Source organism: Streptomyces piniterrae (genome assembly GCF_005048155.1).
In the GTDB taxonomy this organism is placed as follows: domain Bacteria; phylum Actinomycetota; class Actinomycetes; order Streptomycetales; family Streptomycetaceae; genus Streptomyces; species Streptomyces piniterrae.
Window position 1 is genome coordinate 906,031 of record NZ_SUMB01000002.1, and the last position, 12,211, is coordinate 918,241.

Annotated in this window: 11 protein-coding genes; 6 read left to right on the forward strand and 5 right to left on the reverse strand. The window is 68.5% G+C overall.

Annotated elements, in window-relative coordinates; genetic code table 11:
• The first annotated feature begins 511 nt into the window (after positions 1–511).
• Positions 512–1,234, forward strand: coding sequence for a TetR/AcrR family transcriptional regulator (locus tag FCH28_RS08350; protein ID WP_136739035.1), 723 nt, complete (start codon positions 512–514; stop codon positions 1,232–1,234).
• A gap of 27 nt (positions 1,235–1,261) precedes the next feature.
• Positions 1,262–2,551: a cytochrome P450 family protein gene (locus FCH28_RS08355; RefSeq protein ID WP_246102522.1), complete on the forward strand. Its 1,290-nt coding sequence runs from the start codon at positions 1,262–1,264 to the stop codon at positions 2,549–2,551.
• A 4-nt stretch (positions 2,552–2,555) separates the two neighbouring features.
• Here the strand turns inward: FCH28_RS08355 and FCH28_RS08360 are convergent, their stop codons facing one another.
• On the reverse strand, positions 2,556–3,320 hold the full coding sequence (locus tag FCH28_RS08360) for a class I SAM-dependent methyltransferase (protein ID WP_136739189.1): 765 nt from the start codon (positions 3,318–3,320) through the stop codon (positions 2,556–2,558).
• A 226-nt stretch (positions 3,321–3,546) separates the two neighbouring features.
• Between FCH28_RS08360 and tap the strand changes: the two genes are divergently transcribed.
• Positions 3,547–5,955, forward strand: a complete 2,409-nt coding sequence (gene tap / locus FCH28_RS08365; protein WP_246102523.1) for a telomere-associated protein Tap — start codon at positions 3,547–3,549, stop codon at positions 5,953–5,955.
• 2 nt (positions 5,956–5,957) lie between these two features.
• A complete protein-coding gene (tpg, locus tag FCH28_RS08370) occupies positions 5,958–6,518 on the forward strand; it encodes a telomere-protecting terminal protein Tpg (protein ID WP_136739037.1) in 561 nt (186 codons plus the stop codon).
• A 39-nt stretch (positions 6,519–6,557) separates the two neighbouring features.
• Here tpg and FCH28_RS08375 read toward each other — a convergent pair whose 3' ends face one another.
• Complete coding sequence (locus FCH28_RS08375) at positions 6,558–7,226, reverse strand: TetR/AcrR family transcriptional regulator (protein WP_136739038.1); 669 nt, start codon at positions 7,224–7,226, stop codon at positions 6,558–6,560.
• Positions 7,227–7,477: 251 nt separating this feature from the next.
• Positions 7,478–7,900, reverse strand: coding sequence for a MerR family transcriptional regulator (locus FCH28_RS08380; protein WP_136739039.1), 423 nt, complete (start codon positions 7,898–7,900; stop codon positions 7,478–7,480).
• 116 nt (positions 7,901–8,016) lie between these two features.
• On the opposite strand from FCH28_RS08380, the gene FCH28_RS08385 reads away from it, so the two are divergent.
• Complete coding sequence (locus tag FCH28_RS08385) at positions 8,017–8,880, forward strand: polysaccharide deacetylase family protein (protein WP_136739040.1); 864 nt, start codon at positions 8,017–8,019, stop codon at positions 8,878–8,880.
• A gap of 212 nt (positions 8,881–9,092) precedes the next feature.
• On the forward strand, positions 9,093–9,644 hold the full coding sequence (locus FCH28_RS08390; RefSeq protein WP_246102570.1) for a hypothetical protein: 552 nt from the start codon (positions 9,093–9,095) through the stop codon (positions 9,642–9,644).
• Between the two features lie 149 nt (positions 9,645–9,793).
• On the opposite strand, the gene FCH28_RS08395 is transcribed toward FCH28_RS08390, so the two are convergent.
• Positions 9,794–10,708 (reverse strand): phosphatase domain-containing protein, encoded by a 915-nt coding sequence (locus tag FCH28_RS08395; RefSeq protein WP_136739042.1) that lies wholly within the window; start codon positions 10,706–10,708, stop codon positions 9,794–9,796.
• A 2-nt stretch (positions 10,709–10,710) separates the two neighbouring features.
• Positions 10,711–11,922, reverse strand: coding sequence for an RNA ligase (locus FCH28_RS08400; RefSeq protein WP_136739043.1), 1,212 nt, complete (start codon positions 11,920–11,922; stop codon positions 10,711–10,713).
• Positions 11,923–12,211: the final 289 nt, after the last annotated feature.

A 12,211-nucleotide genomic window follows, 5' to 3' on the forward strand; every position in this document is an offset into this window, starting at 1 on the left:
GGTCTCCAGTGGAGGTTCAAGCCCTCCCCGCGGCTTTTACGCGCCGCGGTAGCCCAACTCGGCAGAGGCGGACCGCATCAATCTCAGACTCTTGCTCCAGTCTCAGTATTCGCCACCGATCGCCGGATCGACCGGGCCGGGCCTGGTCGTCGGATGCCGGTTCAAGTCCGGCCCGTGCAGCTCTTTTCCCGATGCACGGTAGTTCAAAGGCAGAACACGACGACATGATGACTGACCCGCGCTCTTCACCGTGCCGGCGTGCGCAATTGGGTGGCATCACAGGGCTCGGGGGCAGGCTACGCCCCCGGGCCCGCTCCTCATCTTCCTGAGTGCCCGCACGATGACACTCACCCCGAGACCGATCTCCCCCCCCCGCCACAGGTGACCCATCGCCCGGCGAGGCGTTGGCTGGATCGTCTCTTACTTCCGGGCGTTGCCAGGCCTACCTTTGACTGCATGACCGGATTCGAAATCTGGTCACGCGGTCAGGGAGAGGAAGGCTGAGGAGACGGTGGAACAGGCGGAGCGTGGTGAGCGCATCCTGGAGGCCGCGGCCGAGCTGCTGCTCGCCTGGGGCTATCGGCGAGTGACCATTGACGAGATCGCTCGACGTGCCAAGGTCGGCAAGGGCACCGTCTATCTGCACTGGAGGACCAAGGAAGCTCTCCTGCTGGCCGTCCTGCTCAGGGGCAAGTTGCAAGGCCAGCGGCGGGAGTTGGAGCGTATGCGTGCCGACCCGCTGGAGATTCTGCCGAGCCGGATGATGTGTGGGCACTACCGCGACTTCACCGAAGATCCGGTGCTGCGCGCCGTCTACACCGACGACAGTGACATCCTCGGCCGGCTCAACGACGTCGCGAAGAAGGAACTCGCGGGACTGATCACCGAGGGCGAGCGGGCCCTGAACCGCCATCTGGAGGTGCTGCGCGAGCACGGTCTCGTACGCGACGACATGGACGTCATCCACCAGCGGTACGCCCTGATGGCCGTGGCCACCGGTTTCTTCATGGCCGAAGCACTGCTCTCCGACCGAGCCCCGGACACCCCGGAGACTCGGGCCGACATCCTCGCTCACACGGTCCGCAGCGCGCTGGAAACCCCGGCGGGCTCCGACCCCGCTGCCGGCCGCAGCAGCGAAGCCGCAGCTGCCGCCGCCGCGCCCGAGATCATCGCGCTCTACGAGCACCTGGAAGAGCTCAGCGCGCAGGAGATGCGCCGGCAGTTGCGCAACTGATCCCCACAACCTGGAGGAGAACGAACGATGACCGAAGCACCCACTGCCTCACCGCTCGCCGCGCACGTCGGCAAACACCCTGGCGAGCCGAACGTCATGGACCCCGCACTGCTGACCGACCCGTTCGGCGGCTACGGCAAGCTGCGTGAGCAGGGCCCGGTCGTCCGTGGCCGGTTGTTCGACGACTCGCCCATATGGTTTGTGACGCGTTTCGAGGAGGTCCGCGAAGTCCTGCGCGACCAGCGGTTCGTGAACAATCCGGCCGCGGCCGCGGCGGGCCCGGGGGAGGACCCCCTGTCCCGGATGATGGACATTTTAGGTTTCCCCGAGCATCTGCGTGTCTACCTGGCGGGCTCCATCCTCAACTGTGACGCCCCCGACCACACCCGGCTCCGCCGCCTGGTGTCGCGGGCCTTCACGGCACGCAAGATCACCGATCTGCGGCCGCGGGTCGAGGAGATAGCCGAGGACCTGCTGGCCCGGCTTCCCGAACATGCCGAGGACGGTGTCGTCGACCTCATCCAGCACTTCGCCTACCCCCTGCCGATCACGGTGATCTGCGAGCTGGTCGGCATAGCCGAGGCGGATCGCCCACAGTGGCGGGAATGGGGGGCCGACCTCATCTCGCTGGAGCCGGACCGGCTCAGCAGAGCCTTCCCGGTCATGATCGACCACATCCACGAACTGATCCGCGAACGCCGCGGCTCGCTGACCGACGACCTGCTCAGCGAGCTCATACGCGCTCATGACGACGACGGCAGCCGCCTGAGCGACGTCGAGATGGTCACCATGGTCCTCACTCTCGTCCTGGCCGGCCATGAGACCACCGCCCACCTCATAAGCAACGGCACGGCCGCGCTGCTCACCCACCCCGACCAGCTCGGCCTGGTCCAGGCGGACCCGGGCCTGTTGCCGCGCGCCGTCCATGAACTGATGCGCTGGTGCGGACCGGTGCAGGCGACCCAACTGCGCCATGCCACCGAGGACGTCGACGTCGCCGGCACCCGTATCAACAAGGGCGACTCGGTCCAACTGATACTGGTCTCGGCGAACTACGACCCTCGCCACTACACCGACCCCGAACGCCTCGATGTGACCCGCCACCCCGCCGGCCACGCCGAGAACCACGTCGGCTTCGGCCACGGCATGCACTACTGCCTGGGCGCCACACTCGCCCGCCAGGAGGCCGAAGTCGCGTTCGGCAGGCTGCTCGCGCGCTACCCCGGCATATCGCTGGCCGTGGAACCGGATGCACTGGAACGCGTACCGCTGCCCGGCAACTGGCGGCTGGCTCGTCTGCCGGTGCGTCTGTCGTAGCGGCTCAGGCAGCGACCAGCACGGCGAGGTCGTAGCGCTCGACGACGGGAGCCGGCCGACTCCTCGACCCGCTTCGGGCGTCCGCCTCCAGGCGTCGCAGGCCGTCCTGGAAGTCCGCGGGAGTGAGCTGGGCGAACTTCGACTGCGGCTGCGAAGTCATACGGGCGTAGTACTCGTGGAGGCTGGTCGCTGCCGGCCGGGCAAAGGAGGTGACGGTCCGAACCGTGAACCCGGCCGCCTCGAAGTCCCCAAGCACCTGGGACTTCGAGGGAAACCTCTGTTCGTCCAGCTCACGAAGGCGCGGCCAGTAGTCGTAGACCAGCGCGTCCAACCGTTCCCGGAAAGTGGTCCGGATGACCACCACTCCCTCGGGACGCAGTACGCGGGCCAGCTCGCGAGCCACCCGCGACCGGTCGGGCAGATGATGGATCACACGTGACAGCAGCGCGAGGTCGAACAGGTCGGAGCGGGTGGGCACGGCTTCCGCAGTGCCCAGCAGGTAGTGGACCGAGGGGTGGGCGTTGAGACGCCGAGCCTGGGCGAGCATCGGTACGGACGCATCAACCCCGACCACGGTCGATCCCATCAGCCAGCGGGCCATGGCCGAACAGAACATTCCGGTGCCCGCCCCGATTTCCACGATCGAGGGAGAAGGGCGGTCTGTGAAGGAACCGATCAGCCGTGTCCAGTCGCGGAGCGACTCCTCGGGCATCGCATTGCCACCCTGATAGACCCCGGCCAACCGCTCGTCGTCATAGACCCTGTTCATGCCAGCCAATGCTGCGGGCGCCGCCGCCCCGGAGCAAGAGCGCCGATCCTTCCACGCCCCGTCCTCCCCGTCTCCCACCTCCCCACCTCCCCACCTCCCCACCTCCCCACCTCCCCACCTCCCCACCTCCCCGCCTCCGCACCCCACGGCGCCGCGCCAAAATGAGTGCCGTAATGGGCGATCCGATGTGTGGTGGAACGTTAGAATCCGGTAGGGAGGTGGATTGATGTCCACGCAGGACGAGTTGTTCTCGAGGGTTGATGCGTTGCTGGCTCGTCCCGACGAGTTGCCCCCGCCGGCGGAGCGTAAGCGGTTGCGGCGGGCTGCGAAGGTGACGCAGGACGAGCTGGCGGCTGTCTTTGAGGTGCGGCGGGAGACGTTCGCCGCCTGGGAGGCGGGTCGTAACGAGCCAAAGCCGGCGAAGCGGGCGGCCTACATTCGGCTGTTGGCCGGCTGGGCGGCGAAGTACCCCGACCTGGCCGAGGACGAGGCCGGGGCTGAGTCCGAGCCTGGGCTCGTGGAGGGGGAGGCCGGCCCCGGTGTGGGCAAGCCGGCCGGGCCGCCTCCTGAGCCGTTGGCGGCCGCGGTTCCGGATGCCGCCGCTCCTGCTACCGCTCCTGCCCCGGCCCCTGCTGCCGCTGCCGCTTCCGTGCTCGCTCCTCCCGCCCCCGCTGCTGCCGTTTCCGCTCCGGTGGCCCCGGCAGGCCACGCAGCGGCGCCCGTCGCGCCGTCGACATCGCACCCTCCCACCCGGCCGGCCGCCCCCCAGCTCACCCCGCCGGCCGCCAAGCCCGCCCCGCGAGCCACCAAGCCCATCCCGCAGCCCACCGGGCAGCCCCTCCCGAGGCCTGCCCGGAAGCCCGCGGACGCCGATCCGCGGTTCCCGCACGGTCCGTTGGCCGTCGTCGATGCCCTGGACGGCGAGGTCACGGCGTACTGCGCCGGCGGCCTGGTTCTGGACTGTCCGGCCAAGAGCGTCGCGTCGCTGGTGGCCTGGGCACTGGAGGACGCCGGGCTGGGCGCTCCACGGCTGCACCGGCACGGCAAGGACCAAGATCCACTGATCGTGCTGACGGCGGCCGCGGCCGAGCGTTTCGGCCTGCCGGCTGAGCTGGCCGACCAGCGCGGCTGGCGGCTGCCGGACGACCACAAGGTCATCAAGCAGCTGACCCGCTCCCGGTGGAAACTGACCCAGCGCGGCTTCGGCCCCTGGGCGAGGATCTACCGCCCGGCCCAGGGCGGCCGGCGCCAGTGCGTCCAACTCTCCGTCCTTCCTTGGGACGCACTGGACTCCCGCGCCTGGCCGGGCGCCGGCGGCCTGACGCCGGACGAGCTCGCCCATGTCCTCGGCCTCTATGCCGCCCGCGTCCTGACCCCACGTGGCTCCACGGCCGTCTGCGGTCTGGAGCTGATGACGGCTCTGCGCCCGGCGACCCGCCCCGTCAAGGATGAGACGGCCGGTTCCTATGTTTCCGGCCCCAATCCCGTTGCGCTGACCCGGCCGGTGGATCCCGCGCCGCCGGAGGCCCCGCCCGAGCACCCTGTCGCCGTCGGCCGGGCCCAGGAGGACTTCCTGGACGAGGAGGCCTACCAGTGGGTCCGGGATGTGCAGTTGCTCTCGGACCAGGAGTGCCTGCTGCCCTGGGCGGTGGGCATGGACATCAACACCGCCTTCCTCGCGGCCGCGCCCCGCCTCACCGTCGGCCTGGGCGACCCGGTCCATGTCAGCGCCCCCGTCTTCGACAAGAAGACCCCCGGCAGCTGGCTGGTCGACCTCTCCCACCTCGACCTCGACCCCCGCCTGCCCAGCCCCTTCACCCCCACCGGCGAACGGCCGACAGGCCCCGGCTGGTACGCCACGACCACCGTCGCCTACGCCGCCGAACTCGGCGCCGATATCCGCCCCTTGGAGGCCTATCTGCGCCATGAGAAGGGCCCGTACCTCGACCCCTGGCACGACCGCCTCAAAGACGCCTACCTCGCCACCATGACGGACTTGTCCATCCCGGTCGCCAAGGACGCCGACCCTTCCGAAGTCCTCGCCGCGATGGACCTGCACAGAGCCCTCAGGAACGCGGACGGCAACGACCTGACCGCCATCCGCACCCTGTACCTCCACCTGGCCACCTGGGCCGACGACGACCTGCGCTCTGTCATCCGCCGGCACGCGCAGGGCGCCATGGTGCTCTCCGCCATCAAAGCCACCGTCAAGGGCGGCATCGGCAAGCTCCGCGAACGCCCCCAGGGCCGCGGCTACCGTGACGGCCAGCGCTGGCCTGCCCTGGAGCGTCCCACGTGGAGCCCCCACATCCGGGCGGAGCTGATCGGCAAAGCCCGTACCAACATGCACCGCAAGATGCACAAGCTCGCCCAACTGACCGGCCGCTACCCCCTCGCTGTCCTGTCGGACTGTGTGGTCTACCCCTCCGCCGGCCCCTCACCGCTCGATCTCCTGCCGCGCAACGACGACGGCACACCCGTCTTCGGTACGTTCCGCATCGGCGCCACCCCGGGCCTGGCCAAGCACGAGGGCACCCAGCAGATGATGTGGGCCGTCGACATCATGGAACAGGGCTACAACCCCGCCCGTCACATCAAGGGCGACGACCATGACGCCGTCGCCGAAGGCGAGTGACAGTGAGCGACATCGACGACGCCCTCGAACGTGCCGACCACGAGGCCTTCACCCGCGAACCACCCAAGTCAACTCAAAAACGTGTCGAGTTCCTGCTGCACCAGCTCAAAACCACCCGGGCCGTGGCCGACCTCCTCTCCGTCAGCCAGCGCTCCGTCGAGCGCTATCTCAAGGCCCAACGCAAAACCCCACCAAAAGCCATCGCCGACCGGATCGAGACCGAAGTCCGGCGCCGCTGGCAACCCCGCGTACGCCAACGCCGTCGCCGACAAGCCGCCACCAGCACCGGCCTGACCGTGGAAACCCGCGCACGCTTCGGCTACACCGCCCCGATCGGCACCACCGACGATCCCCGGCAGCGGCGCCTGACCGTGCACCTTCCCCCCGAGTACGCCGACCGCCTGTTCCAGGCCCAGCAGCAGGGCGCCAACGAGCAACGACTCCGTGAAATCATCGCCGAGGGACTCCAGGAGATGTACTTCAAGGACGGCGGACGACGCGCGCAGGGCCTCGATGTGGAGATCACCGATATCGACTACCTCGATATCTCCTATGCGCCGTGAGTCACATCCCGTCGCCCCGGACACACGGCGGGGGAGACGTCAGCTGCGGCCCGGCTCCTGCGCGGCCTCGCGACTGAACGCTCCGGAGCGACCGAACGCGTCGGAGCGACCGAATGCTCCGGAGGCCGCCGACCAGTAGGCGGCCTCCGCGCTGGTTTCCGTCAGCCGTGCGTCGATCGGCCGGCGCATGACCATGAGCCGGTAACAGAAGGCGGCGCTCAACGAGTCGATCACCTCGGTTGCGTCCGTATCGGGCGGAACCTGGCCGCGGGCGACGGCCCGATGCACGATCTCGGTGGCCTGACCGGTCCAGCCCAGGAAGGAGTCCCGCAGGACCTCGGCGGCCGGCTCGTCGTGCACGGCCGCAGCGACCATTCCCTCGATCAGGTTCCGATTGCCCGCATCGGCATGGAACCCGGCGATGGCCAGGGCCAGTTCCCTCAGATCGCTTCTGAGGTCCCCGGTGTCCGGCACGGGCAGCGTCTCCGACATCTCCTTCAACACCTCGGCGACCACGGCCTCCACGGTGTGCCACCGGCGGCGGATGGTCGAGACGTGCACCCCCGAACGATCCGTCAGCGCTCTCATCGTCAGCGCGCTGTAGCCGCCCTCTTCCAGGATCGCCGACGCCGCGTCCAGGACGGCCGTACGGGTCCGGGACGTGCGTCCTCCGGGCCGCACGGTTCCGTGCGGCGGCCTGCTACTCACATCAACCTACTCACATCAACACCTTACGTCCCGAAGTCACTGACCTTAACGCGCCGATGCGCGCATTAGTGTTAGTGTGACATCCGCACCACCTCCCCGAGAAGGCGCAACGCGGGCCTCTGCGCAGGCATGTAGCCATCGCCGACCACCCGTCGCCCTCTCGGGTGCCGAGTCGATCTGACACCTGAGGGTCACCGGTGTGCCTGTGCCACGACGACGGGGGTGTTGTGGCACAGGCACACCGGGACACCTCAGTCAGCGGCTGGCTCCGGCGGCCGGCTGTGGTGGTCCGGCGTCTCCTTGTTCCCTGCGTGCTGGTAGTCGAGCACCGCATCGAGATACTCGCCGATAGCGTCCCGGTTGCGCGTCAGACACCGGATGCGCTCGCTCATACGGTCCTGCTCATGCCGCAGCGTGGCGAGCATCTGCGGTGTGGCGTCGGGAAAGTAGATGGTCCGGGGTTTGTCGAGGCAGGGCAGGATCTGCTTGATGATCCGGGTCGGCAGCCCGGCGTCGAGCAACCCCCGGATCTGCAGGACCCGATCGACGAAACGCTCGTCATACTCCCGGTAGCCGTTCGCGGCGCGGTCGGCGGCGATCAGCCCCTGTTCCTCGTAGTAGCGCAGCAGCCGGCGCGGTGTACCCGTGCGCTCCGACAGCTCCCCGATCCGCATGCCTCACACCTCACACAAACTCACTTCGGACCTTGTCGCCTTGACCTTCACATCAATGTGAAGGTTTCAGGATATCCCTCGTACGCAACCGCACCGCCCACGCGAGGTGAGTTCTGATGGACAACCGGCTCTTCGACTACAGCCCCATCGTCGAGCGCGCGCCGCTCCACTGGCCCGACGGCGCCCGGGTCGCCTTCTATGTCGGACTGAACGTCGAGCACTACCGGATCGATCGCCCTTCGACGAGCACGTTCCCGGGTACCACCCACCTGACGCCGGACCCGCTGAATTACGGATGGCGCGACTACGGCCCCCGCGTCGGCTTCTGGCGCCTGATCAAAGCCCTGGACCGGCACCGCATCCGCGCCAGCGTCCTCCTCAACTCCGATGTCGCCGACCGCTATCCGCAGATCATCCAGGCCGGCCGGGACCGGGACTGGGCATGGCTGGCCCACGGCAAGAACAACTCCATTTTCCAGCCCGACGTGGCACCCGACGAGGAACGTGCCTATCTCACCGAGGTCGTCGACACCATCGAAAAGGCCACCGGGAAGCGCCCGCGGGGCTGGATGGGGCCGGCACTCACCGAGTCCTTCCGCACGCCGGAACTCCTCGCCGAGCTCGGTCTGAGTTATGTCCTCGACTGGACCAACGACGACCAGCCCTACACGCTGAACGTCCCCGGGATGCTGAGCGTCCCGTACTCCGTCGAGCTGAACGACATCGGCCTGTTCGTCGGCAAGCGTCTCAGCGGCCCGGACTTCGTCCAGATCGTCAAGGACCAGCTGGACCAGCTTTACGAGGACGCGGCGGACGGCGGGCGTGTGATGGCGCTGGCCCTGCACCCGTTCGTCATCGGCCAGGCCTTCCGGCACAGGTATCTGGACGAGGCCCTGACGTACGTGGCCGAGCATCCCGGCGTATGGCTGACTACCAGTGACGAGATCGCCGACCATTACGTACGGACGGTCGGTCAGTAGGTGTGGTGTGAAGGAGTCGTCTCGTCTTCATTCGGCTGACGGCCCCGTCGGGGAGACGTTCCGGACCCCCATGTCCACAAGCGGATGGTTCCGCTCTAGGATCGTGCTCCTGCACGATGCCTGGCTTATGGGGCTGTCCGCCCGGCCGGGCACCGGAACACTTCAAAACGGGGGAAGACATGCACACGTGGGCTCGTACCGTTCCGGCGACGATGGGCGCCGTGGCGCTGGCTGTCGCGCTGACCGGTTGCGGCAACTTGGGTCCGGGGAAGGGCTCCGGCTCCCCCTCACCGGAGACCAAGACGGCCTACCAGCTGGGTGAGGCCAGCCCGCCGCAGAAAAGTCACATGCAGAAGACCGCGAACAGCACGTTCACGGTCACGCCCACCAAGGTGCAGACCGGAACAAAGGCCGACATGGACAACTCCGGCCTGGAGAAGAAGAAGGGTGAGAAGCCCACGATTCCCGTGTACGTGTGGTCCACCCTCACTCACAAGAGCGGCCAGGCCCTGGACATCAATGACATGGACAGCGACCTGATCGTCAGAACGAACGGGGGCCAGCGCACCCGCGCCCTCATCGTCATCATGGGCGACGCCAAGTGGCCGAACTGCCCGGCACCCGACAGCGAAAAGAAGCTGAGTGCGGGGCAGTCGGAGAAGATCTGCACGGCCTTCCTCATCCCCGAGGGCCAGAAGGCCGCCGCGGTCGAACTGAGTCAGGGCTTCCAGGCGGCGCCGCTGGAGTGGCCGGTCAAGAATTGAAACGCCCGGCCGGCGGGCCGGCTGATTCCGGGGTCGGGCTGTGGGCAGGACCAGCGGCCGTTGGCGGCACCGCCGCTCGGCGGCCGCTGTCCTCTCGGCCCGTCTCCCGCCCTCAGCCCATCGCCCGTCCCCAGCCGACCGTCGGCCGGCTAGAAGTTGCCGTAATTGACCTGCCAGGTGGGCAGGCCCATTCGCCGCCAGACAGCGACGACGCGGTCGCGGTCGTCCAGGGAGACGCGCACCGCGAAGCGCCGACGCACATGCCGATCGAAGAGTTCGGCCTTCACCACGTCGTCACGGCGGCCGTCGCCTGCGGCGCGCATCCACAGTTCGTCGTAGGGCACCTCGTGGTGACGCAGCCACGCTTCCGTCTTCTCACGGTGCTCCTCACCACGGCCCGAGAGCAGCACGATCACATCGCCGTCCGCGCGCCGGAAAGAGCACAGCGCTCCCCGTACGGAGGCGTTGAGCAGGTCCTCGTCGCAGTGGGAGAAGTCGTAGGGACCCCGCTCGCCCCTGATGGCCAGCGTGCCGTCGATGTCGCACATCACCGCGGCCGGCAGCGCGAGGTCGGCGACATACGGTTCGACCGTGGGCTCGTCGTTCAGCCATGCCTCGGTGAGCCGCCAGCCGCCCTTCGCGGCCTTCACGTGCTTGTCGGCGAGGATCCGGATGATCTCCTCGCCGACCGACCGGTCCCGGTCGGCGTCGCGCCGTATGCACTCCTCCACCGGCACGTCGGTGAAGTCGTGCACGACAAACGTGGCCTGTCCGGCCACCGCGGCCTTCAGGCGCTTGGGGATGTGGGACGTCAGATGAGTGTTGTCCACGACAACGTCGAACCCGTCGTCAACCGCCGCCCGAACCGCCGCGTCCTGGATCGCCAATACGGTCTGCTCGTGCGCGTGCGACCGGCCACGCTCGGGCGCCGGGACGTCGAGCATCGCTCGCAGGTCGTCGAGATTGACCCGGCGCATCCGGCCCTCGGACTCCGCCTGCAATTTGCGCGCGGCGGTCGTCTTCCCGGAGGCCGGGAGCCCCGTCATGACGTGTACTACGGGCACGGTCAGTTCTCCTCGTCGGTCTTGAACGGGTCGGCCGCTTCCGGCCGGACGGAACGGTATGTCGTGAGCTCCGTGGGGCGCCCGTCCAGGCGCTGGAACATGGCGGGACGGACGGCGGCGGCATCCGGCAGTGCCTGTACGGCGCGGGCGAAGGCGCCGCGGTCGGCGGCGAGATGGGCGACGGACCGGAACGCCTCGTCGATCGCACGCTCGCGGTCGGCCACGCCCTTCTCGATCCGCGTGATCACCTCGCGCACCCAGACGTCGAACTCGTCGGGCACCTGCTCCAGCAGCGCGTCCAACGGCCTGCCGCCGGACGACTCGATGTCCGCCACCGAGGAGCCCAGCGCCTGTGCCACCTGCTTCGCGGGCAGACCGGCGAAACGCTGGATGCCGTGGCTGCGCCAGATGTCCCGCTCGGTGACACCGGTGAGCACCTTGTGGAGCCGTATGTACTCGGAGAGCTTGGCCTTCGCCCGTATGCCCGAGGCGAAGCGCAGGACAAAGCCCTCCGCGTCGGTGCCCGTGGCGGTCCGGCCGCCCGGCAGCTGGTTGGACTCGGTCAGGCCCAGCAGTTCGTCGAGCGGCATGGCGGGCCAGACCGTCACGACCGAACCGATGCCCTTCCAGCCGGCCGCGGCTTCGGCCAGGGGGATTTCCCTGCCGTCCATGCCCAACGCGGCGAAGAGCACCAGGTCCCGGCGGTCGCCGTAGTCGACGACTATCCGGTTCTGGGGGTACAGGATCTCCGCAAGGTAGGTCACTCCCGGAACCAGGGCAGAGGTGTCCCGGCCGTCCAGCAGGCGCTGGGCCCAGGTGGCCTGGGTGCTGATGAACGATCCCTTGGACGCGACCCGCCACCGGCCGGCGTAGTGGAAGATCACCGCGAGGCTGCCGTCGACCTTGTCGTACACCTCGAACGGCTCGTCCGGCAGAGCGGGCGCGTACGGCTGACCGGCCTCGTGCTCGCCGACGTTGAAGAACTTCGGCAGCGGCAACGCCACTATCTCGCCCGTGACATCGTCGGCGACCAGCCCTCGACAGCGCGTGGTCACCTGGTTCCACACGCGCTCGTACTGGCACCTCCTGGTGTACGTGTAGAGCGAGAGCGGCAGTTCGGGGTGCGACTTGCGGGTGACGTGCCCGGCGTCGAGAGCCGACGCCAACTCCTCGGGCGGCAGCAGCTCGTGCAGAGTCAGGTACGCCTGGCTCATGTGTTCCTCCTGGTAGCGGGCCTTGATTGTCACCTGCGGGGGGTGCGGGGGAGTACCGAATTAGCGGCGGGGGCGACACCCCCGGCCGTGGGAGGTCAGAGTTCCCCGGCGGCATCTGGGACGCACCGAGCACCCGGGAGGAGTTCGTCAGGCAACCGCTGGCGGCGCTCGGCCGAGCCCGCGCCGCCAGGTCCGGCGCCGGGCCCGGTGTCGGGCTGCTTCTCCGTGATCAGGGCACGTGCCGCATGCCGCGGCATCTGAGCGCGCCCGATCGACCTCGAACAAGGTT